Genomic DNA, 22,804 nt, shown 5'->3' with positions numbered 1-22,804 from the left:
CAGACTCAGTGCGAGGCTTTTTGCAGGTAGGAGGTATCCACGATCTGTTCGGTCTTGAGCGTGGTATCGATAAAACCCAGGTCGTGGGAGTAATTCATCAGGCGCTGGATGAATTGAATATCCGCAGGCTGCAAGTCCGCTGACCAGCCCAACCGGGTACGTGCCTGGGCGACGATGGCTTGCGGGGCGATGGTCTTGCCGTCTACGCCTTGCACCGCTTCAAGCTTGAACGCCTCGGCGATGATTCGATTCGACTCATCGGGGTGCTCGTTGAGAAAGGCGATGGCCTTGCGGTGCGCACGCAGCAGCTTCACCACATCGTCCGGTCGCTCCTGCAAGGTTTTGGGTAAGGCGATCACCACGTACCAAGGGTAATTCGGCAGCGCCTGATTGACGTCGAGCAGGATCCGGCTCGACCCGCGCAACAACGACTGGCTGACAAAGGGTTCCCAGGAAAACGCCGCATCGACAATGCCGCGCTCCAGCGCCGCGTTCATATTGCCGGGTGGCATGTCGATGATGTCCAGATCCTTGTCAGGATTGAGCCCGGCCTTTTCTTTCAGCACATAGCCGCGCAGCAGCACATCCATGCCACTGCCCTTCTTGACCCCGGCCAGTTTTTTCCCCTTGAGTTCATCCAGGGCGGTAACCGGACTCTTGGCGTCGACAATCACCGCGGCCTGACCGTAATTGACCTTGGCCAGAATCCGGCTTTGCAGCCCCCGGGAAAACCATTGATACACCGGCGGCGTACCGACATAGGCCACATCCAGCTCGCCAGCGGCCAGCGCCTGCTGGATTACCGGACCATCGCCCAAGGCCATGAGATCGACATTCAAGCCTTCCTCGCGGTAGTAGCCCTGTTTGTCGGCGATCAACGCCGGGGCGTTGGCCATCGCGAATACATAACCCACACGCAAGGGTTTCTCTTCGCCAGCCATGGCGAATACGCTGCTTGCCAAGGCGGCAACAGACAAGGAAAGGGCAAGCAGCGAATGTTTGATCATGCTGTCAACTCAGGTTGGCGGGTTGGGTAAGCGGAGGCTGCAGGCACTTCCATGACCTGGGAAATGCGCTCCATCAGCTCATTGCGGTAATCGAGAAAGGCCGGCAACCGGCGGGTTTCGAGGTTGGAGCGAGGACGCGGCAAATGAATATTCAGTTCGCTGTGGATACCGCCGGGGGCGATGTTGAGCACGATGACCCGATCCGCCAGAAACACCGCTTCGTCGATATCGTGGGTAATGAACAGCACCGTCTGACCCAATTCAGCCCAGATGCGCAAGGTCTCTTCGTTCATGCTGTTGCGGCTGATGGCATCCAGTGCAGCGAATGGCTCATCCATCAGCAACACGCTGGGCTCCAATGCCAGGGTCCTGGCCAGGGAAACCCGCTGCTGCATGCCGCCAGACAACTGATGCGGCAACCGATGCGCGGCATTCTCCAGACCGACCAGACGCAGGTACTGCAAGGCTTGAGAACGCTGCTGCGATTCGTTGATCCGAGCCGCCATTCGCAGGCCGAAACGGACGTTTTCCAAGGCGCTCAACCAGGGAAACAACTGCGGCGCCTGAAACACATAACCCAACTCCGAACGCTCTGGACGCACCGCCGTCTGGTTGATACTGATCTGACCACTTTGCGGTTGCACAAAACCTGACAACAAGTTCAGCAAGGTGGTTTTCCCGCAACCGGATGGCCCCAGGATCGCAACGAACTCACCGGGCCTGGCGTTCAGGCTGAAAGAGGAAAACACGCGATGCCCATTGGGGTAGCTGAAGCTGATGTCATCGACCGTCAGCGCATCGGCTTGCTGCTGTGCGTAAGGGAGGGTTTTGAACATGGCAAGTGTCGTCAGGTCGTTTACAATGGGAATACCTGACATAATACGTATTAATACAAGTCGTCCCAATAACCTATTTTTATAACCTTAGAAGTGAAGGCGCACCGCCCTCCTCCAAGGCCATGGAAACCGACAGTGTCTACGTCCATTCTTCGCGACAGCACCACCTCACTCTACGAGCAGATTGCCCAGCAATTGCTGGAAGAGATTCAACGTGGCGACTTTGAGCCCAGCGGCAAGCTGCCGTCAGAAACAGAGCTGGGTAAACGTTTTGCGGTGAGCCGCGTCACCGTTCGCCTGGCGGTGGGCAAACTCAGCGACGACGGCGTGGTGGAGCGCAAACAAGGCAAAGGCACCTTCGTGGCGGCCAAACAGGTGCGGCACGGCCTGGACGCGTTGCGTAGTTTTCATGAAGCCTTGTTGCTGCAAGGGCTCGAACCGAGCATGCGCGTCATCAGCCATACCCTGCAGCCGGTTCCAGAGGCATTGCGTGGTTTGTTTGAAGAAGCGGACGATTGCCTGCTTCTGGAACGACTGCATTTCGTCGATGACGAACCCATCGCGCTGGGCCGCAGCCATTTACCGGCCGAATTGGCCAGCGTGGTCTGGACTGAAGTCGAGCATCAACCGATTTACTCCATTCTCGAGTCGATCACTGGCATGGCGGTCATCCGAGCCGATCTGGCGATCCGCGCGCAAGAAGCCGATAAACACCTGGCCAGTGCCTTGCACATCAAACGTGGCGCGGCACTGCTGGTCATGGAGCGCACCTCCTGGTTTGCCGACGGCCGCTGCTGCGACCGTACGACCTTCTACATCCGCCCGGAACGTTATGCCTTTGTCTTGAGTGGTGTCTTCAAGTCCAGACCCGCCAGCTGAATCAGTGCACCCGCAGGAATGCCCGCCTCAATCGCCAATTCAACCCGACGCATGGCGGTCAATGGGGTTTCCATCGCCGGTTTGATTCTCACCGTGCCGTGGGTTTCATTGGCCCGGGAGCTCAAGGCTTTTGAGAAAGCCTGCGACCAGCGCGTTGAACGCCTCGCCTTGATCATCGTGTACATAGTGACTGGCGCCTGCGACCTCCACCGTCTGGACGTACGGATTGCTGGCGCTCATCGCCTGCAGCATCGCGGGTGGCAGAAAGTCCGAGCGGCCGCCGCGAATGAACAGGGTCGGGCAATCCAGCGCGCGTACCGCCGGCCATAGGTCCGTCGGCTCGATACTCAGGCGCGCCTCGGCAATACCCTGCTGATCATGGCGCCAAGTGATCACGCCATCGCTCTCTTTCATCGAATGAGTGAGCCTTGATGCCAGGCCCTGTTCCGACAACCCAGGGCGCGAAGCCTGCCAGAATGTGCGGGCCGCCTCCCAGCTATCGAACTGCAAAGGCGTCTGGCTCATTTCGCGGCGAATACGCGCGGCGCCATCGCCCTGGATTGAGGAGCCGGGGCCGATGTCCTCGATCATCAAGCCAACCAATCGCCCCGGGTTTTGCCGCGCATATTCAAGGGCGTTGGCGCCCCCTAATGAGTGCCCCAGCAATACAAAACGCGACAAGCGAACATGGGCGACCAAGTCCTCGAGGTCCTCGACATACGACTGCGTGTGGTAGCTGCCGGGCGCGGCCCAGTCACTCAGTCCTCGACCGCGCTGGTCCAGGGCATAGATGCAGTAGCCTGCACCCAGAGATTGCACCAGCGATTCCCAGGTTTGGGCATAAGCCCGCAAGCCATGCAATAGCACCAGAGGCACACCGGTGGATTCACCCCAGCGCAAAAAGTGCAGGCGCAAGCCAGATCGGTTGGTAAAGAAACAGCTGTCAGAAGGCATCGTTTGGTTCCTTATATGCGTGGCTTCGACCGACCTAGAAACGATCGAACCGATAAGGGCTTGGATCAATGATCGGCGCATGACCGCTGACGAGATCCGCGGCGAGGTGACCTGCCGCCGGCGACGTGCCGAAGCCGTGCCCCGAGAAGCCGGTGGCCACGGTCAGCCCCGGAATCTGCGCGACCGGCCCAATGACAGGATTCGAATCGGGTGTGACATCAATAGTGCCTGCCCAGGCCTGGGCAATCCGCGCCTGTTCAAATACCGGCCAGGCCGCAATGAGGTTGTTCATCGCATCGTTATTGAGCCGCGGGTTGGCGGCCGGGTCCTGCACCCTGACGCGCTCGAACGGGCTGACACTGTCGGATTTCCAACGCCGGGCAAGCGCCAGGTCATTGAAAAAAGGCTTGCCCAACGACACGTTCAGAACGCTGCGTTGCGCACGGAACTGCGGCATGTATTGCTTGGCGAGCAACAGGTGGTCGAGGGTCAGGAAGGCATCCAGTTTGCCGCGCTGGGTAATGATGAAGCCGCCGTCCTTGTGCTTGCGAAACGAAAAATCCGGTGCGCCGACAGCAATTTCCGTCGGCCCCTCCATTGGGTGAGTACGTAGCACCGAGCAGGTCAAGGGCAAGGTCGGCAACGACACACCGAGGTTGCCCAGAAAACGCCGTGACCACATCCCCCCAGCCAGCAGCACATGATCACAGCGAATCTCACCTTGCTCGGTGACCACGCCACTGACCGTGCCGGCGGACATCTGCAGCGTCCGTACCGCGCACTGCTCGATAATCACCACACCCAGGGCCATGGCGGCCTTGGCGATAGCGCTGCTTGCCAGCGTCGGTTCTGCACGCGCATCGGACGGCGTGAAGATGCCACCGGCCCATTCACCCACGCCACCGGGCACCAACGCGTCAATCTCGCGCTTGCTGAGCAGCCGTGAATCCAGCGACAAATGCTCCACCGACTTGAGCCATCCCTCATGCATCGCCATCTGCGATGGGTTGCGACCCACGAACATGATGCCCTCCTGGCGATACCCGACATCCGCCCCTACCCGCTCAGGCATCTTTGCCCACAGACGGTCAGCGGCGAGGGCCAGGGGGATATCGGCCGCATGGCGGCTGGTCTTGCGTACCCAGCCCAGGTTGCGTGACGACTGCTCGCCGGCGATACGACCTTTTTCCAGCACCACCACCGCAATATTGCGTTCGGCCAATGTCAACGCTGCAGTCAGGCCGATAATCCCGCCGCCAATGATGACGACGGAGGTTGCGGAGGGAAACACGGTAGACGTTTTCACGGGCGCTATAGTGGGTGCCATGATCAAGACTCGGTAAACGAATGAGGTAGGCCACGCCTGCGCATGGCCGCGTGACAGTTACTGCGACAGTCGAATGACTTCAACTTGCGCCTTCGACGCGTTGCGATACGCCGTCACTTCCAGCTCCACCTTGTAGACCGTCGACCCCAAGGGCGGACAGGTGACGGTGCTGGCTGGATCAACGCCGCGAAACTTTTCGCCGATCAGGGCCATCACGGCAGGTACGTCCTTGGGGTCCTGGATGAACACCCGCGAACACACCACGTCCGCCAGGCTCGCATCGACCGCCGCCAGGGCCGCCTCGATGTTGGCAAACACTTGATGCGTCTGCTCGAGGATACCTTCCGGAATCAGCTTGGTTTGTGGGTTGCGGCCTGCGGTGTTGGACACGTAGATCCAGTTGTCCACGACCACCAGGCGCGAATAGCTGGCCTGATCTTCAAACGGGGAACCGGTCTTGAGCTTGATGATTTTTGTCATGTGGAATGTCTCGTCAATATTAGTGATGGCTGGCTTAGCGCAGAACCGGGGTTTCCCACAGGTTCAAGGTGACGCCGATGCCTTTTTCGATGGCGTTGCGGTAAACCACCGTGCCCCAGGCCACGTCTTCCACGGGCATTCCGCCCACCGACATGATGATGATTTCTTCATCGTTCTTACGGCCTTGCGCGGCCCCGGCGATGATCTTGCCAATGTCCTCGACGTCTTCGAGCCGCATCTTGCCTTCGGCAATCATGTCCATGAAGCGCACGCCAATCACCGGCACGCAGTGATGCGCAGGCTTGGGCAGTTCTTCAAACCAGGCTTGGTAGAGACCGGTGTTGTCCAGCACCTTGCGTACGTCGCGCTGTTCCATCCCGTCGTCAAGGGAGCAGGATGCAGGCATCGCGAGGAAGGCACCTGGCTTGACCCACTCGCGCTTCACAATTGGGTAGGTTGTGGGATCACCCACCTCACCGGAGCTACAATAAGTAACAAGGTCGGAGTCACGAACCACCGCTTCAAGGGTGTCGACCACTTCGATCGTGGTGACCTGCGGGTAGGTTTCCTTGACCCAGGCAATAAAGTTATCAAGGCTCTTCTGGCCGCGACCCTTGATCTTCAGTGTGTCGATATGCGGGCATACCGCGATGAATGCCGCCAGTGTGGTCTTGCCCATTACACCCGGGCCGAGCAGGCCGACGACTTTCGAGTCCTTGCGTGCCAAGTGGCGCGCGCCCACGCCGGGAATCGCACCGGTGCGGTACGCGGACAGCAGGTTGGCCGACATATGGGCCAGCGGTGCGCCGGTGTCGGGGTCGTTCAAGGTAAACATCAGAATCGAGCGCGGCAGGCCTTTTTCGCGGTTGGCGATATTGGAGCCGTACCACTTCACGCCTGCGGTGCAAAAGCTGCCGCCCAGGTAGGCAGGCATGGCCATCATGCGTCGGTCAGCCGTGGGCTTGGGCATGTTCGGGAAGGGTGAATCCTGCGGGAAGATCACCATCGCGCCATGGGAGTCATTGTTCGGACCGGCCATGCGATAGTCACCGGCATAGAGCAGGCCGAACATCTCCTCCATAGTGTTCACGCACGCCAGCATGTCAGTCACGCCCGCGCGGATCATGTCCTGCTCGGAGAGGTAGATGAAGTCGATTTTTGTATTTGTAGACATAGTTATTCTCGGGCTGAAGGTGATATCGCTGCGGTAGGCGCAGCTCCACGCTGTCGACCTCGAGTATCAGGGCGCGCTTTTCGGCGGTATTGTAAATTTCGGACATGCCCGATTGACCGGCGCGCAACAGTTGGCGTGATTAATGCGTGAAAACTTCCGTATCGCTGCTCATCGAAGGTGCAACCATGATCAAACAGTGCGCGCCGCCTCCCAGGCACCACACTGCGAACGAACAGCCCTGGTTCGTGCTCAACTCTTCACGGTATTCGGTCATGCCCTCCGAACACCCGGCGATCTCGCATTTCTATGCCTTCGATGTGGCTCAATCAGCCAACCTGCTGGCCGTGCCGGACGGTTGCGTGGATATTGTTTTCGACTGTGATGCAACACGCCCTACCGCCCGGATCTGTGGCACGCCGCTGGCTGCCCAAGCGGTCGAGTTACACCAGAACCATCACTACTTCGGCGTGCGCTTTTCACCGGGCGTCATTCCCGGATTTATCAATGTGCTGGCCGAGGAATTGACCGAACGGGAACTCGACCTGCTGGAGGTCTCGGGGTTCGCCCAGCGCATCTTCGAAAATATCGTTCAAGCACCACTGCTGGGCGATCAGATGCGGCTGTTCAACGACTACCTCGCCCCCCGCCTGATGGGGAGAACGTCAGCACTCACGGCCATGGTCATTCAGCAGGCGCTGCGCCACCGCGGTGATATTCGTATTCAGCAACTGGAAGAACTCAGCGGGTACACCAGTCGCACGCTGCACCGACAGTTCAGCCAGGACACTGGTATGTCACCCAAGACCTTTTGCCGAATCATCCGCTGCCAGGCAGCTCTGGACACCCTCAATACCCAACACGATGTATCGTTTTCGGAGCTGGCCCTCGACCTGGGCTTTTCCGATCAATCGCACTTCCTGCGCGACTTCAAGAAATTGGTCAGTACAACGCCTTGCGACTATCAACGCAAAATGGTCCAAAACGCCTATAGCGACCGCATCAACTACGCCTGACCCGCCCTTTCAAAATTTCACGAGCGCTTGAATATCAGCCTGGAAAAGGAAATCGGGTGGGAGGACAGCGTCAGCCGCACATGAGGTCTTTAGCGCATAGCCCTGAGCGTTTCAGACGGTGACTCGCCGAACAATTGCCGGTAATGCGCGGCAAAGTGGCTCAGATGAAAAAAGCCCATCGCCATCGCGATCTCACTGATGTTGTGAGTGCAGGCAGAGGTTGTGATCAAGCGGCGTCGCACCGCGTTGAGGCGTAGATTGCGCAGGTATTCGACCGGACGCATTCCGGTCACTGCCTGAAAACTGTTCTGCAGGGTCCGGCGACTCACCCGCAGGTGCTCGCACAGGTCGAGAATGCTCAGCGGTGTTTCACCACTGGCATCGATCAGCTCTTGGCAACGCTTCACCAGGTAAGCACTCACGGCGAAATTACCGCGACGACAACGTACCTCATCGGTGGCGTGGCTGAACAAATCGAGGAACGCGCCGAGCAGTTCTTCCTCCAGCATTTTCTCGGCGGTTGAGTTGATAGCGTCCGTCTGTTCCAAAAGGTGATGAAACAGCGGGTGGATACGCTGACGTATTCGCAACAGTAACGCATCATCCACGCTGAGTTGGGACGTGGTCTTCAGGCGCTTGAGTTGATCGTCAGACAATTCGAAGGCCGCCAGTTTGGCGAAGCGTACCGCGTCGATATTGAGCGCAAAGAAGTGCATGCCTTCAGGGGCGTGCAACACAAACTCCTCGCCGTCACGCAACAGTACCACGCTGTGAGTGCCCACCTGTTGCCCCTGCACCACCGGCGCGCAGCCTAACGACATGGCTGCGCACAGCCGACCTTTGGGCGCATAGCCGCGCTGTACCACGCGTTTGTCCAGCACTTCCTGGAAGATTTGAAAGCGGTCAGAGGACAACTGCCGCAGCTCACTGGTCAGGCAGCCACGGCCGAGTTGGTCATACACTTGTCGCCAGCCCTGGATGGAGCCAGCGTGTTGTTGAGGGTCATTGAAGGTTCGAACTTCAGCAAGCATGGTCGTCGTTCCTCGGTGGCCCCGTTTGTTTATCGGCCTGAAAGGGACTCAGTCATCCGTGACGGCAGCTATCGTTCACACCGGGGCGGCGTCCGCCTTGAAAACCAAAGCCAGTTCCATGCCAAGCATGTGCAGGCAGTACGTGGCGGGCTGGATATTCATCGGCGGCAACAACGCCCCGGACAACACGACCTGCCCAGCCTCCACAGGTTGACCGTCGGCCAACAGACGCCGAATCAGCCAGCACAGATTGGCCAGCGGGCTGTCCTCCCGATCACGCGTATCACCGTTTCCGCAGAGCGCGCCGTCGCACTCCAGGCGATACGCTACGTTGACGTGGTGTACAGGATCGAACGGGATACGCGGTCCGAGACAATAAAGCCCCGCCGCCGCGTTGTCGGCAAGAAAGGCGCCCACTCCGAAATCCCAGCCCTGCCAACGGCAGTCGGCGATCTCGAACGCGGGCGCTACGTCGCCGATGGCGGCCAGAATATCCTCGTCACGGTAATCCCCCGGCGCCAGGGTACGCCCCAATACAAACGCCAATTCGATCTCCAGCTTGGGCTGGATCAATCGCGAGAACGCCACCGCCGTACCCGGCTCGACGATCATGCTATCCATCAGGCCGCCATACACCGGCTCGTCAAGGCCAAAGCGTTTTTGCGCGGCGCTGCCGGCGAAGGCGACCTTCCACCCGCTCAGTCGCTCGCCTGCGGCTTGTTGGTGATCCAGCGCTTCGCGTTGCAGCGCATAACCCGCAAGCCGATCTATCGCCTCGGGGGCCAGTGGCGCAATGGCTTGCACCGTGCGCGTTGCCTGATGTAGCCGGTTAAGTAGCGCGTTGCCGCTGTTCATGACAGTTGCTCCGCCAGTTTGCGCAGCACACCTTCAAGCCTCTCTGGTGTGGTAATGGCGGCGACAAACCGGTCCGGACGCACCACTACGATGCAGTCACGCACCTTGGAGAACCATTCACCCAGGCGATTATCCACGTCCTCCACGCTGATGGCGTCCGAGGCCGTCAACGGCTGGCCACGTCCGATGCCGCTGCGCGAACGATTGACCTGAATAAAACGCGTGTCCCAGCGCGCCCAATAAGCGGCCATTTCCTCGCTGAGTTGCTCGCGCGGGTTCACCCGATAACCCAGCACCGCATAGGAATTGCCAAGCACTTCGTCCAGGCGACGACGCTGCCCCTGGGCGTCTTCGATATGCGGCTGTACAAACAGCTGGCCGACCAGGTCGTCCTCGCGCAACTCGGCCCGCTCGTGATAGACCAGGCCCTTGGTGATGGTGGCCTTGGGTTTGAATTTGAACTCCAGCAGGTGCGAGCGCAGGTTGTCGACACTGTTCACCGCCTGGAACAGCCAGTCGCGCACGCCGGCCATCAGCGGGTTGGTCATTCCCAGTACCGCGCCCATGTTGTCGGCCAGGGCTACCAGCTCGGTGGCATGCCCACGGCGCTCCTGGTCGTAGCTGGCGAGGATCGAGTGCGAGGCACGGCCCTGGATGATCGCCGCCAGTTTCCAGGCCACGTTGGCCACGTCCCTCAGCCCGGAATTGAGGCCCTGCCCGGCCCAGGGTGGAGAAATATGCGCGGCATCACCCACCAGCGCCACACGCCCTTCGACAAACCGCACCGCGACCCGGGAGTGGTGGGTATAGGCTCGGATGCGGATGATGTTCAACTGATCGACCGCGTTGCCGATATGCCCACGGATCAAGTCGCGAATGGTACTTTCCTCACACATCCTCGCTTCATCTTCGCCCTCCAGGAGCATGAATTCCCAGCGGCGTTGCTGGTACGGCAGATAGATGCACACGAAGGGCCGCTCCGGGTCGGCATGCAGTGCGGTGTAGGGTGCATCGAGGGTGTCATTGGCCGTATCGACCACCACCCATTTGCGCGCATGTGTCAGCCCCGACAGCTCGATACCGAGCTTTTTACGCACCGTGGAGCGTCCGCCATCGGCGCCGATGACATAGTCAGCCCGCAGTTGATAAATCTCGCCTTGAGCATCGCGCACCTGCAATGTCACGCCCTGCCCGTCCTGCTCGAGTTCGAGCATTTCGTGGCCTTGGCGCAACACAACGCTGGCACGCTGTCCCAGGGTTTCGCGCAACGTGCCTTCCAGCAACTGCTGCATGAAAATATTACGCATTGGCCAGCCGTAATGGGCGGTACTCGGCTTGACCTCGGCGAAGCACACACCGCGTGCATTGTAATAGCGCAGCGGTACATCGCAGATCATGTCGCGTACAGCGAGATCGGCGATGCCGATCCCCTGCAGCACGCGCAGTGCTTCATCATCCATGCCCACCGCGCGTGGGTAAGGCAGTACGCCGTCGGCAAGCTCAAGGACGACGCAGTCGATACCGTACATCCCCATATAGTGTGCGGCCGTGATCCCGTTAGGGCCGCCGCCGACAATGACAACTTGGGTCTTCTCCTGCTTCATCGCTATTCACCGCTTTCTTGTTGTGTTTTTAATCCGACGCCGCTAAAGCCATGCGCCTGAAATCAGTGCAGCCCATCAATACCTTTGACGTCTGCCGCCTGCAGACCGCCCAGCCGCGCATGCAAGCGCCCGCGCGTGGCGAAGGCCCAGATCACGATTACCTCATCCGGCGCGGGGCCGTCGCCAAACATCAGGGACATGCTGTCGTAATGGGAGCGTACATACAGTGCATCCTTGTGGGCCAACGGCACATCGATGGTTGAACCCGGGGCGCCCCGTTTGCCGGTGGACGGCACCCAGGATTTGCCCCCGCCCAGCGCCAGGCGCACCGGATCGGCAGCCGGGTTGGTCAGGAACGCATTGCCGTGTTCGTATTCGCCCTGGCTGCCCACCATGCAAGCTTTACCGTAGCTGACAATATCCCGCGAGCCGGCCAGCGCCTGAATGCGACGACCGAACTCTTCGCCCAGCAGCGGCGACGGTTCTACCAGCTCTGTCAGCGACTCGCTGTAGCGACCGGCATAGGGGTTGGCGATAACGGCGGCGACGGCATATTTGAACAGCGGCTCGCCATCGGCTAACTGGCCACTTTCGTTGGCCAGGGTTTCTTCGACAAAGCTGTACCACTTGCGGATGTGATACGAAGCAAAATTCGCGGTTTTCATCTGGGTTGCCTCAAAGTGGGTCTAGTGGGTCTAGATTGAAATGTCGGCTTGGCGCGCCAGCGGCCTTGAACCGGGCCTTGCCGCGCGCATCGTCGTGTTCGGTCTCAAGGAAAAATTCCATGCGATTACCGTCAGGGTCGTTGAAATACACACCATGGCCGATTTCGTGATCGGTGATCTTCACCACCTCGACGCCCTTGCCCAGCAACATGCCGTAGAGCTGGCGCAAGGTGGTCATGTCCCCGGCGATTTCCAATCCATAGTGTTGCAACCCCAACCCGCCCTGATGGGCGCCGGGCTCTGCACGAAGCAAGGCGATGTCGTGATGTTTGGTGCCAAACGCCATCATGACCCAGCTTTCGCCCCGGGCACTTTCATGCATGCCCAGGATGTCGGCGTACCAGCGTGCCGACACATCAGGATCACTTACCGAGAGCGATAAGTGAGTACGAAGGATTTCGACTTTCATCGCGTGATACCTCAGCTTTTTTTGACCACGGATTGATGCCCTGCCTTGATCTGCGCCACCGCGGGGGTCCAGAGCACGTCAGCGATCTCACTGAATTCGCGCCACTGTTTCTGCCAACCATCACCGCCATTCCCGGAGGTGAACAAGTGCCCGTACTTGGTTCCCGCAACGATCTGTCGCGGATTTTCCGGGTTGAAGGCAATGGCCCAGACGCAGGAATTGGGTTGTTGCGGCAGGGGCAGCACTTCCCAGCTGAGCGCAGCATCACGGGACACCAGGATCTTGCTGGTGGTACCGGGCGTGCCATCGGAAATACTCAGGTACAGGTCGCTTTGCGTGCCCAACGGCGCGTTCATGGCGCGCATGTAGTACAGGCCGAACGCTTCTCGACCGATAATGCCAGTCCAGGTCAGCCCCTCATCCAGGCTGCGGTAGACGGCGTTGACGCAGACCACCACGATGACTTTCTGACCATGATTGGGCAGTACCAGAATGTTGTGGACATCCGAGTTGTAGTCCCACAGCAGCCGATCATCGACGCGCGTCCAGCTGTCGCCACCGTCACGGGAGTGGAATAACCCACCCTCTTCAAGGCCGAACCATAGCTGGTTGCGGTCGGTCGGGTCATAGGCGAAAGCCAGCAGCCGTGGGCGGCTGACTCCGTCGCAGAACTCCGGAATCTCCACCGGCGCACGATCCCAACTGAGACCACCGTCCAGGGTCCGCCACAGTACGGCGCGCGAAGGTGCACCGGTGCCGACGAAGATCCGTTGCGCGTCCTGCGGATCGACGGCGACTTTCCAGACCGTCTGCCCGTTGAACGGCGAATCGACCCGCTGCCAATGGCCGCCGGTATCGCGGCTGACACACAAACCTACGTCCGTGCCGGCGTAGATCACCTCAGGCTCGCCGGGGTGCACGCTCAAGGATCGAGTGATCGCGTCGAACTCCAGATCCTGGCCCAGGCCCAGGCGATGCCAGGTCCGACCCTCGTCGGCGCTGCGGATCACCGCCTGCCCTACCGTGGCCACTAACAGGGTTCCGTTACTCATCGTTGGTACTCCTCAGATGTAGATACCGCGGGTCAAACCGCCGTCGATGCCGATGGATTCTCCGGTCACCGCGCCAGCCTTTGGCGACGCCAGGAAACCAATCAGCCAGCCCATTTCAATCGGTGCCAGGGTGCGGCGAATCGGCGTCGCGTCGATGTAGGCCTGCTCAACCTGTTCCGAGGTCTTGCCTTGCTTGACCGCTTCGCGCTCGTACAGCTCCTGGATGTGCGGGGTGTCGACCACGCCGGGGTGAATCAGGTTGACCGTGATGCCCGAAGGGCCCAACTGGTCGGAGAGGGTTTTGGTCATGTGGGCGACCGCCAGGTTGCGCATCCCCGAGAGGACTTTGCTGCTGCGCCCGGTGAGGCCGCCGATGTTGATGATGCGACCGAAACCGCCGGCCTTCATGTGCGGGGTCACTGCCTTGGCGCAACGGAAGTAGCCGATCACCTTGGTGTTGAGATCCGACAGCAACTCGTCGTCGCCGGCATGTTCGATGTCATTGCGCACCACTCCGGACGGCGCTGCGGCACCGTTGACCAGGATGTCGATGCGGCCGAAGTGTTTGTGCGCGGCTTCGACCATGTCAGACACGGCCGACATCTGATTGGTGTCGCAGTACAGCGGCAGTACTTCGTTGCCGGTCTGAGCCGTGATCTCTTCGGCAGCCTGTTGGAGAAACTCCATGCGGCGTGCGCAGATCACTACCTTGCAGCCCTCTTCGGACAGAAAACGTGCGACTTCCTTGCCGATACCCATACCGCCGCCGGTGACGATGGCCACGCGGCCTTTCAATTCCAGATCCATAGCATTTCCTCTTGTGATTATTCGGTTCAGGCGAGATCGACGAAGACGCTCTTGGTCTCGGTGTAGGCATCGATCACGTTTTTACCCATTTCCCGGCCCCAGCCAGATTGCTTGTAGCCGCCGAACGGCGAAGCCGCGTCGACCACGTTCCAGCAGTTGATCCACACCGAGCCCGCCTTGAGCTGCGCTGCCACGCGATGCGCCGAGCGCAGGTCGCGGGTCCACAGGCCTGCTGCGAGGCCATAAGGCGAATCGTTGGCGCGCAGCACCAGGTCGTCGATTTCGGTCCAGCTCATGACGGTCAACACCGGACCGAATATCTCTTCGCGGGCGACACAGGCACGTTCGGCGCGATCAAGGAACACGCTGGGCGCAATGAAGTGGCCGCGCTCCAGGTGGGCGGGACGGCCGCCACCGCAGATCAGTTCGGCGCCCTCCTCCTGACCACGTTGCAGGTAGCCTTTGACCGTGCTCAATTGGCGGCCCGACACGAGTGGGCCCATGCTGGTGGCCGGGTCCAAACCATTACCGAGCACGTGGGCGGTGGCATGCCGCTCAAGTTCTTCGAGCACCTGATCGAGCACACTGGCGTGTACGTATAAACGTGAGGCAGCCGTGCACACCTGGCCCTGGTTGTAGAAGATGCCATCGGCGGCACCTTTGGCGGCGCGCACGATATCGGCGTCTGGCAAGATGATGTTCGGCGACTTGCCGCCCAATTCCAGCGAGACCTTTTTCATGTTGCTGGTGGCCGCCTGAGCGATCAGCCGACCGACCTGGGTCGAGCCGGTAAAGGCAATTTTGTCCACGTCGGGATGCTGCGCCAGCGGTCCGCCCGTTTCCGCGCCAAGACCGGTGATCAGGTTGACCACCCCCGCTGGAAACCCGGCGGCCTCGATCAACTGCACCAGTCGAATCGCAACCAGCGGCGTTTGCTCGGCGGGCTTGAGCACCGCGACACAACCTGTCGCCAGCGCCGGGCCAAGCTTCCACACGCACATGTTCAACGGGAAGTTCCACGGTACGATCAGCGCGCACACCCCCACCGGTTCACGCAAGGTGTAGTTGAGCATCGGCGCACCGCTGGCCGGCGATACAGGCAACGTGCTGCCTTCGATCTTGGTCGGCCAGCCGGCGAAGTAGCGAATGATGGTCGCCGCACTGGCCGCTTCACCTCGAGCGGCCGAGATGGGCTTGCCGTTCTCCAGCGTGATCAACTGCGCCAGCTCCTCGCGGTGCTGATCCAACAGGTCCGCCAGTCGAAACAGCAGCAGACCGCGCTGGGCGGGAGACTGCAGCGCCCAGGCGCCGTTGAACGCTGCGCGGGCTGCCGCAACGGCCGCATCTACGTCACTCGCGTCACCTTGGGCCACTTCCGTCAGGGTTTCTTCAGTTGCCGGGTTTTCCACGGCAAACCGTCGGCCAGCGGCGGCGTCCTGCCAACTGCCACCGATAAACAGGCGGCCAGGCTGGGACAGAAAATGTTGCACAGCAGGTAGCACTTCGAACTGTTTCATCATCGACTCCTTCACAGCGCCATTTCGATCAGGCAAGGACCACCGTCGGCATTGGCATTGGCCAGCGCCTGTTGCAGTTCGGCATTGGTGCGCACCGTGCAGGCCGGCACACCGTAGCCCTTGGCCAGCGCTTTCCAGTCAATCCGCGGGCTATCGAGCACCGTCAGGCGCAGGGCTTCGGGGCCCATTTCAGTCATGCCGAAGCGGCGCAGTTCGTTCTGCAAAATGGCGTAGCGATGGTTGGCGGCAATCAGGATCACCACCGGCACCTGCTCACGGGCGATGCTCCACAGGGTTTGGATGGTGTACTGGGCACTGCCGTCGGATTGCAGGCAGAACACGCGATTGCCCCGCTCCGCCAAGGCGGCGCCGAACCCCACCGGAATGCCCTGGCCGATCGCGCCACCGGTATTGGTCAACACCCGGTGCCGCGCGGCGCTAGCAGAGGCGGTGAAAAACGGATAGCCACAAGTGCCGCCTTCCACGGAGACAATGCTGTCGTCCGGCAGCGATGCGGCTAAAACCTGGCCGATGGACTGAGGTGTGAGCTCGGCATGGCCTGGCGGCAGTTCGATGCCCATCGGTGTCGGCACGTAGGCCGGTGCATTGAGGGCATCGGCCAGCGCTGTCAGCGCGCCGGCTACATCGTCACCGACATCGGCCAGCGTCAGCAGACGCTCACGCTCGGCGAGGCGCGACGGGATGCCTTCATAGCCAAAATAACTGATGGGCTCCGGCACCCCGGCACACACGACCTGGTCGTACTGCTCGAGGATTTCAATGGCCACTTCCGGGAAGTACGGCAGGCGATCCAGATCCGGCAAACCACCACCACGGTAGCTGAGCCGTGGAAAGGTCTCGGCAAACAGGCGCACGCCAGGCAGTTGGGCCAGGCGCCCCGCTGCTTCCAGACCGGCAACCGACAACCCCTCATCCCCGACAATAAACACCAGGCGCTGCCCGTCACGCAGTGCCTGTGCCACCGTCTCGACCCGGTCACCGGCAAACCGGCGAATCGGCGCCCGCATCGGAGCGAACACGCCGTTGTGCGTCACTGCGCTGGCTTGCAGGTCCATGGGCAGAATCAGGCTGGCGATCTGCCCTTTGGCCTGCCAGGCCGACCGCACCGCTTCCTGCAAATCTTCGCCGATACCCGACGCCGTGCGCGAGGTGCGCACCCAACCGGAGACAGTCCCGGCCAAGGCCTGGATGTCACTGGCCAGCGGCGGATCGTAGTTGACATGCCATGACGCGTGATCACCGATCACGTTGACGATAGGGGTATTGGCACGACGCGCGTTGTGCAGGTTGGCGATGCCATTGGCAAACCCGGGGCCCAGGTGCGTCAGGGTCATCGCCGGCTTGCCGGCAATCCGGCCATACCCATCCGCCGCCCCCGTGCACACCCCTTCGAACAACGACAACACCGGCTTCAGTGCTGGTGCGCTGGCCATGGCCGCCACCAATGGAATTTCGGTGGTTCCGGGGTTGGCGAAGCAGTATTCGATACCGCTTGCCGCTGCCGCATTCACTATCAGTTGCGCACCATTCATTTTCAGCCCTCTTGCTTGAGCATTTGCAGTGATGAGATTTATCACACACAAATACTCAACCAACAAGCATTAAATTCGTATTTGTCTCGTTTTGTGAGATTTATGCGATTTTATTTGCACCAGAAAGACTGCCGAGATTGCGTTTTTCTCTCACTGAGGTAGTGTTGCGCCAGCGCTTGGCGCTTCTGCGGGATGTCTGGTCTACGCCGGAACGAAGCACGCGCCCTCCCCCCGTCTTTAGGAACGAAATGAGTAGCCTGAGCAAATTGCTGAGTGTCCTGGACCTGTTCGGTCCACAGACATTGAAAATCGACCCCGACACCATTGCCGAGCGCATGGGCCTGTCACGTGCGACCGTGTACCGCTACGTCAAGGATTTGTGCGACGCCGGCCTGCTGACCCGCGTGGACGCCGGCAGTTATGGCTTGGGACCGCGAGTCATCGAACTGGACTGGATGATGCGTCAGTACGACCCTATCCTCGTTGCCGGGCGCGAGTTGATGCACGAGCTGTCCGCGCAAACCGGCCTGGCCGTGTTTGCGAGCGTTTTTTATGACGGTCGCATCATCAACACCTACATCGCCGAACCCACCGACACCTACCACTTTGCGTTCGGGCGCGGGCAACCGCTGCCGTTCTTTCGCGGCGCGCAATCCAAGGTGTTGATCGCCTTTCAGAAAGGTCGCCGTTTGCAACGCTTGTTCGACGAGCATATGGCCAACGACCCGGACTGCCCTTATGACTGGTCAAGCTTCTCCAAGGCCGCGAAAAAGATTCGCAAGGACGGTTACTGCCTCACCCATGATGAACTCAACCTGGGCTTGACCGGCATCGCCGCGCCGATCATCCAGACGGACATCGACGAAGTGGTTGGCAGCCTGTCCGCCGTCGGCAGCACGCAGAGCTTCAAGCTGCTGCGCCAGGAAACCGTGATCGAAATGGTCATGGATACCACTCGGCGCATCGCCGAAAACATGCGTAATCAGTCGAACACCACCACGCCCTAGCCTATGGACAAGCCGCCAGTCTCTTACCGGGGACGCGGCGGATGTGCGGTCAGAACGGAACAGCCACCGTCAATTGGCTGTACAGGTTAGTGCCATTGCCGCCGACTTGATTACCGCCCGTGGTTGAGTCCTGATCGGGTTTGTAGAGGCCAATCAGCGGGGTAATGATCAAGTGCGGGTTGGCTGCCCATTCGGCGTAGATATCCAGCTCACGGGCATTGAGGTTCAGCGCGTTGTTTTTACGCACCGTGTCGAAATCGAAGTACAGCGCGCCCAAGGTCAGGTTTTCCAGCGGAGTGGCCTTCAGACCGACGTGCTGAATGCTGGTATTGCTGTTGAACGGCCCGGCGTAGTTTCCGGCGACTTCGCCCTGGAACCAGGTGCCGTAGCCCATGCTCAAGCCAGTGAACAGCGGATCCCATTTCTGTGAATAGCGGGTATAGCGATAGGTCACCTTGGGCGCCCAGGCGGTATCGGCGAAGGTGTAGCCCGCTTCGCCGTACCAGGCTTTCTCAGGCCCGGCGTCCTTGTCCTGCCAGGCGTATTCGAACGCCAGGCTGACGTTCTCGATGCCCGCATCGCCTTCACCGCGAACGCTGTAGACGTTCATGCCTTTGCGCTGGCGTTGAACGTCGGTGGCCCATTGATCGCTCACGTCGATGCCGTGTACCCAGGTCAACCCGATCGTACCCGGCTGGGTGGTGTAATCCAGCGTGCCGGCGGCCAGTTCGGTTTCGGCCTGGACGCGGTTGTCGGATTTGAGCCACACCAGACTGCCGTGCAGGCCATCTTGCCCACCCAGGCGCAACAGCGCGGTTTGATCGAACGCATGCCGTGCAGCCAGGTAATAAGCGCCCCCACGGTTCATAGTGCCATTGGCCGGACCCTCGCCCAGGTTCAGTCCGTCATCGTTGATCAGGAACCCTCGGCCCAGCTTGACCACCTGGCGCCCGCCGGAAATATCAACCCCGTCCTTGCCTAACGCAGGGAACAGGTCGCCGGAGCGCCAGCCCAGGTAGGCGTCTTCGATCTTTGTTGTGCGCTCGGTTCCCAGGGAATTGCCGCCTGGGTCGCCGTCGCCCCAGGTGGCGGAACTGACCAGGGCGAATGCCCCATACGCGGTGCCATTGCCCGCCAGGGACTGGTCGCCATTCAAGCCGTACTTGATGAAGCCTTCGCGCCAGGTAGATCCACCGGGTGTGCCGTCGTAGTTCTTGCGACTGTTGAACTGGCCGAACACGGCGGTCATGTCTGCGTTGAGGTGACGGCTCTCATCACTGTACAACTCATAGGCCTGGGCCTGATTGATGGCGCATAGCACCAATGTGCACACAAGCGTGCTACCAAACACGGGATGGCGTGATGGATTGCGCATGGCTCAAGCTCCTTGTGGTGCGCCTTTAAAAGGGCGGACAAACAGCAGTTGCTGGCCAGTGAACTCCAGCAGCCCCTCAAGGCCGAACTCGACGCCAAACCCGGACATCTTGCTGCCGCCAAACGGTGTGTTCGGCTGAATCTGCGCGTGGCAATTGACCCAGGCAACGCCGCTTTCCAGGCGGCTGGCCAGTGCCTGGGCCTGCTCGACATCCGGCCCCCAGACCGATCCGCCCAGCCCCATGTCGCCGGCATTGGCGCGCCGCAGTACATCCTCGACATCCCGGTACGCGATCAAAGGCAACACAGGACCGAACTGTTCCTCGTCGACCAGACGCTGGCCATCTGTCACGTCCGCGACCAGGGTCGGCGGATAAAAGAAACCGGGGCGATCCAGACGCGCGCCGCCGCACAGCACGCGTGCGCCTTGTGCCCGCGCGTCAGCGACCAGCGCGTCGACAAGCTCCAATTGCTCAAGGTTTTGCACCGGTCCAAAGGTGACGCCAGCTTCCAGGCCATCGCCCACCACTTGGCGCGTCGCAATCAGGGTCAGCGCATCAGCAAAGGCCTGGTACTGCGATTCGTGGATATACAGGCGCTTGAGGGCCGCGCAGGTCTGGCCCATGTTGAGAAACGCCGCCTGGAAAATCTCCTCGACCACCGCCTCAACCGGCGTACCGGGCAGAACGATTGCCGCGTCGTTACCACCCAGCTCCAGCGTCAGGCGCTTGAGGTTGTTGGCGGCGCCGCGCATGACGCTTTGTCCGGTGGCGGTCGAGCCGGTGAACACAATCTTCTGAATGCCGGTGTGCGAAGTGATTGCGCTGCCGAAACCTTGCTCACCCGTCAGGCAATTGATCACGCCGTGAGGCACATGGCGGGCGATGATCTCCACCAGGCGCAAGGTGCTCAGCGGGGTCAGGCTCGACGGTTTGCTGATCACACAGTTACCGGCTCGCAGCGCCGGCATGATGTGCCAGACGGCGATCATGAACGGCCAGTTCCACGGCGTAATCGACGCCACCACACCCAAAGGCTTGCGATGCAACTCGATCCGCTGGGTGGGGGTTTCCTCCACCAGCTCCACGGCAATCTCCTGCCCGGCCGCATAGCGGGTCCAGGCGGCGGACCCCATGACTTCGGAAAACGCCAGTTCCAGTGGTTTACCTTGTTCCAGCACAATCAGTCGGGCCAGTGACTCTGCCTCCCGCTCGATATCCGCCGCAACCGCCAACAGGCGCTCGCAACGGTCTGCGTGGGTGCTGTGCCGCCAGCTTTTGAACGCCGCTTGTGCAGCGTCGACCGCCTGGTCGAGTTGCGCCAGCGAGCCGGCGGGGCATTGGGCGAATGCAGCACCGGTGGCCGGGTTGATCACATCAAACTGGCCCTGTTCACCGGCGACCTGAACGCCATTGATGAGCATCTTGTAGTTGTGCATTTGAAACCTTCCTTTCACACACTGACGAGCCATGCCGGGCAACGGCAGGCTGGAATTGTCTGGTTAGTCGAGCAGTAACGAGTGCGGCCTTAAAGCTTGTGGCTGCCCAAGGCAAGAAACCGTTGCGGGGAGATCTTTCGCAAGCGCGCGGCGAGCATGACGCCGATGATCAGGGCCGCGGGAATGATGGCGCAGAGTCCGTAGGACAATAGCTGGCTGGCCCCGGTCAACACGTCGAAATGCACCACCGCCAGCCCCAGCACGAGCACCAATGCCAGGGAGGAGAAAACAGGCAGGATGCGCCCGCGCCATATCCCGACGTTAAGCTCGGGATGACGCTGAAAGTAGACGCAGACCGCTACCGACGTCAGCGCCATCAGTAAAATGACGCAGAGGGTGGCGAGGTTGGAGAACCAGGCGAACAGTTGCAGGATCGGGTCCGCGTCCAATGCAGCGAAAATCAGTACCACCACAGCAGCAATCAGGCTCTGCAACACCGAACCCATATGGGGGCTCTGATGCACGCGGTGAGTGGTGCCCAACAGACTGTGCAGCAGGCCGTCACGGCCGATCGCGTAAAAATAACGCGCGGCGGCGTTATGAAAAGCCAGGAGGCCGGCATAGATACTCACCATGAACAGCACCCGGATAATCTGAGTCAGCCAGGGGCCGACAAAGTGATCGGACATGCCGTAGATAAACGTCGTGGGATCCTGCAAGGCCTGCAGCATCGGCACGATCTTGTCCGCGCCCACGCCCACCACCATTGACCATACCGACAGCGCGTAGAACCCACCGATCAGCAACACCGAACTGTAGGTGGCAATCGGGATAGTACGCTGCGGGTTCTTGGCCTCTTCGCCGTAAATAGTCGTCGCCTCAAAGCCGATGAATGCCGCAAAACAAAACAGCAGGCCGATGGACGGGGTACCGCCGAGCACATGGGTGCGGTCGAACGCATCAAGGTTGATGCCGCTGTCGCCGCCGGATTTGAGGATGGCAAAATCCAGGATCAGGATCGCCAGGTACTCGGCGATTACCACCACCGACAGCACCCGCGCAGAAAGGTCGATCTTGCGATAGCCCAGAATCGCAATGCTCGCCATCGCCATCAGCGAGTAGGACCACCACGGCAACACCAGCCCAAATACACTTTCCATGGTGCCACTGACGACCCCACCGAACATGCCATACAACCCGACCTGAAGAATGTTATAGGCAAACATCGCCAACACCCCGGCCGCGCCGCCTGCCAGGCCACCCAAACCACGGGAGGTGAACGCATAAAAACCGCCGGCATTGGTCAGGTGCCGGGACATGGTGGTGTAACCCACCGAGAACGCGAGCAGCACCAGCAACGCCAGGATCAGCAATGCCGGAGTACCGGCACCGTTACCCAGCATGATGCCAATCGGGAAGCCACCGGCGATCACACTTAAAGGACTCGCCGCCGACACCACGAAGAAGATGATGAACCCGACGCCCAGGGCGCCACGCTTGAGCTCCGTGGAGCTGTTGATCGAGATAGGTACACTCATGTTGTTGACCTTATTGTATGAGGCAGTCGCTGTTGGGGTGGCCCGATTGAATTCCATCGGCACCAATTAGCGTTTTGTTTTAGTTGCGCGCTGAACTCGATCCTATGCCCGCCCCTGAACCGCTCGCTATCCCAAATCGGTAGCATCCGAGGCGCCGCCCCAAAACAGGTCGATGCGGCACCCGCAATCCGGCAGTCCTTGCCGATTCGGGATAACCGGCTGGC

General features: G+C 60.4%; 21 protein-coding genes and 1 pseudogene. 3 read left to right on the top strand and 19 right to left on the bottom strand.

Annotated features, from left to right (window positions below; translation table 11 throughout):
* Positions 1-5: 5 nt before the first annotated feature.
* Positions 6-1,007 (bottom strand): ABC transporter substrate-binding protein, encoded by a 1,002-nt coding sequence (locus tag LOY28_RS12165; RefSeq protein ID WP_258613898.1) that lies wholly within the window; start codon positions 1,005-1,007, stop codon positions 6-8.
* Complete coding sequence (locus LOY28_RS12160) at positions 1,004-1,843, bottom strand: ABC transporter ATP-binding protein (protein WP_192351221.1); 840 nt, start codon at positions 1,841-1,843, stop codon at positions 1,004-1,006. Before LOY28_RS12160 ends, LOY28_RS12165 begins: the two co-directional genes overlap by 4 nt.
* 135 nt (positions 1,844-1,978) lie before the next feature.
* On the opposite strand from LOY28_RS12160, the gene LOY28_RS12155 reads away from it, so the two are divergent.
* Positions 1,979-2,722 (top strand): GntR family transcriptional regulator, encoded by a 744-nt coding sequence (locus LOY28_RS12155; RefSeq protein ID WP_258613897.1) that lies wholly within the window; start codon positions 1,979-1,981, stop codon positions 2,720-2,722.
* Here the strand turns inward: LOY28_RS12155 and LOY28_RS30100 are convergent.
* The 5 genes and pseudogenes from LOY28_RS30100 to LOY28_RS12135 all read right to left on the bottom strand — a co-directional run.
* Positions 2,710-2,817: pseudogene (locus LOY28_RS30100) on the bottom strand (aldehyde dehydrogenase family protein); the annotation flags it as partial. The gene LOY28_RS12155 and the pseudogene LOY28_RS30100 sit on opposite strands and share 13 nt — an antisense overlap.
* 10 nt (positions 2,818-2,827) lie before the next feature.
* Complete coding sequence (locus LOY28_RS12150; protein WP_258613896.1) at positions 2,828-3,676, bottom strand: alpha/beta fold hydrolase; 849 nt, start codon at positions 3,674-3,676, stop codon at positions 2,828-2,830.
* A gap of 34 nt (positions 3,677-3,710) precedes the next feature.
* Positions 3,711-5,003, bottom strand: a complete 1,293-nt coding sequence (locus LOY28_RS12145) for an FAD-binding oxidoreductase (RefSeq protein WP_026345799.1) — start codon at positions 5,001-5,003, stop codon at positions 3,711-3,713.
* Between the two features lie 57 nt (positions 5,004-5,060).
* Positions 5,061-5,483, bottom strand: a complete 423-nt coding sequence (locus LOY28_RS12140) for a RidA family protein (protein ID WP_111454530.1) — start codon at positions 5,481-5,483, stop codon at positions 5,061-5,063.
* 34 nt (positions 5,484-5,517) lie between these two features.
* Positions 5,518-6,657, bottom strand: a complete 1,140-nt coding sequence (locus LOY28_RS12135; protein WP_018927864.1) for a tyramine oxidase subunit B — start codon at positions 6,655-6,657, stop codon at positions 5,518-5,520.
* Positions 6,658-6,842: 185 nt separating this feature from the next.
* Here LOY28_RS12135 and LOY28_RS12130 point away from each other — a divergent pair, with 185 nt between their 5' ends.
* Positions 6,843-7,670 (top strand): helix-turn-helix domain-containing protein, encoded by an 828-nt coding sequence (locus tag LOY28_RS12130; RefSeq protein WP_018927863.1) that lies wholly within the window; start codon positions 6,843-6,845, stop codon positions 7,668-7,670.
* An 89-nt stretch (positions 7,671-7,759) separates the two neighbouring features.
* Here LOY28_RS12130 and LOY28_RS12125 read toward each other — a convergent pair whose 3' ends face one another.
* The 9 genes from LOY28_RS12125 to LOY28_RS12085 all read right to left on the bottom strand — a co-directional run bounded on the left by LOY28_RS12125 (position 7,760) and on the right by LOY28_RS12085 (position 17,223).
* On the bottom strand, positions 7,760-8,701 hold the full coding sequence (locus LOY28_RS12125) for a helix-turn-helix domain-containing protein (RefSeq protein ID WP_019649023.1): 942 nt from the start codon (positions 8,699-8,701) through the stop codon (positions 7,760-7,762).
* Between the two features lie 75 nt (positions 8,702-8,776).
* Complete coding sequence (locus LOY28_RS12120; RefSeq protein WP_258613895.1) at positions 8,777-9,556, bottom strand: 2-keto-4-pentenoate hydratase; 780 nt, start codon at positions 9,554-9,556, stop codon at positions 8,777-8,779.
* Positions 9,553-11,160, bottom strand: coding sequence for a bifunctional 3-(3-hydroxy-phenyl)propionate/3-hydroxycinnamic acid hydroxylase (locus LOY28_RS12115; protein ID WP_064617307.1), 1,608 nt, complete (start codon positions 11,158-11,160; stop codon positions 9,553-9,555). Before LOY28_RS12115 ends, LOY28_RS12120 begins: the two co-directional genes overlap by 4 nt.
* Before the next feature lie 62 nt (positions 11,161-11,222).
* Positions 11,223-11,825, bottom strand: coding sequence for an amino acid synthesis family protein (locus LOY28_RS12110; protein WP_018927859.1), 603 nt, complete (start codon positions 11,823-11,825; stop codon positions 11,223-11,225).
* A 10-nt stretch (positions 11,826-11,835) separates the two neighbouring features.
* Positions 11,836-12,294: a VOC family protein gene (locus tag LOY28_RS12105; protein ID WP_018927858.1), complete on the bottom strand. Its 459-nt coding sequence runs from the start codon at positions 12,292-12,294 to the stop codon at positions 11,836-11,838.
* 11 nt (positions 12,295-12,305) lie between these two features.
* Entirely contained in the window at positions 12,306-13,346 is a 1,041-nt protein-coding gene (locus tag LOY28_RS12100) for a VPS10 domain-containing protein (protein WP_018927857.1), read from the bottom strand.
* 12 nt (positions 13,347-13,358) lie between these two features.
* The gene (locus LOY28_RS12095) at positions 13,359-14,153 is read right to left on the bottom strand and encodes an SDR family NAD(P)-dependent oxidoreductase (protein ID WP_018927856.1); all 795 of its coding nucleotides are present in this window, start codon (positions 14,151-14,153) and stop codon (positions 13,359-13,361) included.
* Between the two features lie 26 nt (positions 14,154-14,179).
* Positions 14,180-15,670, bottom strand: a complete 1,491-nt coding sequence (locus LOY28_RS12090) for an aldehyde dehydrogenase family protein (protein ID WP_018927855.1) — start codon at positions 15,668-15,670, stop codon at positions 14,180-14,182.
* 11 nt (positions 15,671-15,681) lie between these two features.
* Positions 15,682-17,223, bottom strand: a complete 1,542-nt coding sequence (locus LOY28_RS12085) for an acetolactate synthase large subunit (protein ID WP_258613894.1) — start codon at positions 17,221-17,223, stop codon at positions 15,682-15,684.
* A gap of 248 nt (positions 17,224-17,471) precedes the next feature.
* Here LOY28_RS12085 and LOY28_RS12080 point away from each other — a divergent pair, with 248 nt between their 5' ends.
* The gene (locus LOY28_RS12080; RefSeq protein ID WP_018927853.1) at positions 17,472-18,230 is read left to right on the top strand and encodes an IclR family transcriptional regulator; all 759 of its coding nucleotides are present in this window, start codon (positions 17,472-17,474) and stop codon (positions 18,228-18,230) included.
* Between the two features lie 49 nt (positions 18,231-18,279).
* Here the strand turns inward: LOY28_RS12080 and LOY28_RS12075 are convergent, their stop codons facing one another.
* The 3 genes from LOY28_RS12075 to LOY28_RS12065 all read right to left on the bottom strand — a co-directional run bounded on the left by LOY28_RS12075 (position 18,280) and on the right by LOY28_RS12065 (position 22,580).
* Positions 18,280-19,605 (bottom strand): hypothetical protein, encoded by a 1,326-nt coding sequence (locus LOY28_RS12075; RefSeq protein ID WP_018927852.1) that lies wholly within the window; start codon positions 19,603-19,605, stop codon positions 18,280-18,282.
* A gap of 3 nt (positions 19,606-19,608) precedes the next feature.
* Positions 19,609-21,042 carry an aldehyde dehydrogenase family protein gene (locus LOY28_RS12070; protein ID WP_018927851.1) on the bottom strand — a complete coding sequence of 478 codons (1,434 nt, stop codon included), beginning with the start codon at positions 21,040-21,042 and terminating at the stop codon, positions 19,609-19,611.
* An 89-nt stretch (positions 21,043-21,131) separates the two neighbouring features.
* The gene (locus LOY28_RS12065) at positions 21,132-22,580 is read right to left on the bottom strand and encodes an APC family permease (protein WP_018927850.1); all 1,449 of its coding nucleotides are present in this window, start codon (positions 22,578-22,580) and stop codon (positions 21,132-21,134) included.
* Positions 22,581-22,804 lie beyond the last annotated feature (224 nt).

The sequence above is a fragment of the Pseudomonas sp. B21-017 genome, assembly GCF_024749245.1.
In the GTDB taxonomy this organism is placed as follows: Bacteria; Pseudomonadota; Gammaproteobacteria; order Pseudomonadales; family Pseudomonadaceae; genus Aquipseudomonas.
The sequence above is the reverse complement of the archived record's forward strand: the minus strand, read 5'-3'. Positions and strand labels throughout refer to the sequence as shown.

Bases quoted from the DNA above. Each gene is read 5' to 3' on its own strand.
- LOY28_RS12095 (WP_018927856.1), bottom strand. From the start codon at position 14,153: ATGGATCTGGAATTGAAAGGCCGCGTGGCCATCGTCACCGGCGGCGGT.
- LOY28_RS12075 (WP_018927852.1), bottom strand. From the start codon at position 19,605: ATGCGCAATCCATCACGCCATCCCGTGTTTGGTAGCACGCTTGTGTGC.
- LOY28_RS12070 (WP_018927851.1), bottom strand. From the start codon at position 21,042: ATGCACAACTACAAGATGCTCATCAATGGCGTTCAGGTCGCCGGTGAA.
- LOY28_RS12135 (WP_018927864.1), bottom strand. From the start codon at position 6,657: ATGTCTACAAATACAAAAATCGACTTCATCTACCTCTCCGAGCAGGAC.
- LOY28_RS12090 (WP_018927855.1), bottom strand. From the start codon at position 15,670: ATGAAACAGTTCGAAGTGCTACCTGCTGTGCAACATTTTCTGTCCCAG.
- LOY28_RS12080 (WP_018927853.1), top strand. From the start codon at position 17,472: ATGAGTAGCCTGAGCAAATTGCTGAGTGTCCTGGACCTGTTCGGTCCA.
- LOY28_RS12125 (WP_019649023.1), bottom strand. From the start codon at position 8,701: ATGCTTGCTGAAGTTCGAACCTTCAATGACCCTCAACAACACGCTGGC.
- LOY28_RS12100 (WP_018927857.1), bottom strand. From the start codon at position 13,346: ATGAGTAACGGAACCCTGTTAGTGGCCACGGTAGGGCAGGCGGTGATC.
- LOY28_RS12165 (WP_258613898.1), bottom strand. From the start codon at position 1,007: ATGATCAAACATTCGCTGCTTGCCCTTTCCTTGTCTGTTGCCGCCTTG.
- LOY28_RS12120 (WP_258613895.1), bottom strand. From the start codon at position 9,556: ATGAACAGCGGCAACGCGCTACTTAACCGGCTACATCAGGCAACGCGC.
- LOY28_RS12115 (WP_064617307.1), bottom strand. From the start codon at position 11,160: ATGAAGCAGGAGAAGACCCAAGTTGTCATTGTCGGCGGCGGCCCTAAC.
- LOY28_RS12140 (WP_111454530.1), bottom strand. From the start codon at position 5,483: ATGACAAAAATCATCAAGCTCAAGACCGGTTCCCCGTTTGAAGATCAG.
- LOY28_RS12160 (WP_192351221.1), bottom strand. From the start codon at position 1,843: ATGTTCAAAACCCTCCCTTACGCACAGCAGCAAGCCGATGCGCTGACG.
- LOY28_RS12065 (WP_018927850.1), bottom strand. From the start codon at position 22,580: ATGAGTGTACCTATCTCGATCAACAGCTCCACGGAGCTCAAGCGTGGC.
- LOY28_RS12105 (WP_018927858.1), bottom strand. From the start codon at position 12,294: ATGAAAGTCGAAATCCTTCGTACTCACTTATCGCTCTCGGTAAGTGAT.
- LOY28_RS12085 (WP_258613894.1), bottom strand. From the start codon at position 17,223: ATGAATGGTGCGCAACTGATAGTGAATGCGGCAGCGGCAAGCGGTATC.
- LOY28_RS12145 (WP_026345799.1), bottom strand. From the start codon at position 5,003: ATGGCACCCACTATAGCGCCCGTGAAAACGTCTACCGTGTTTCCCTCC.
- LOY28_RS12150 (WP_258613896.1), bottom strand. From the start codon at position 3,676: ATGCCTTCTGACAGCTGTTTCTTTACCAACCGATCTGGCTTGCGCCTG.
- LOY28_RS12110 (WP_018927859.1), bottom strand. From the start codon at position 11,825: ATGAAAACCGCGAATTTTGCTTCGTATCACATCCGCAAGTGGTACAGC.
- LOY28_RS12130 (WP_018927863.1), top strand. From the start codon at position 6,843: ATGATCAAACAGTGCGCGCCGCCTCCCAGGCACCACACTGCGAACGAA.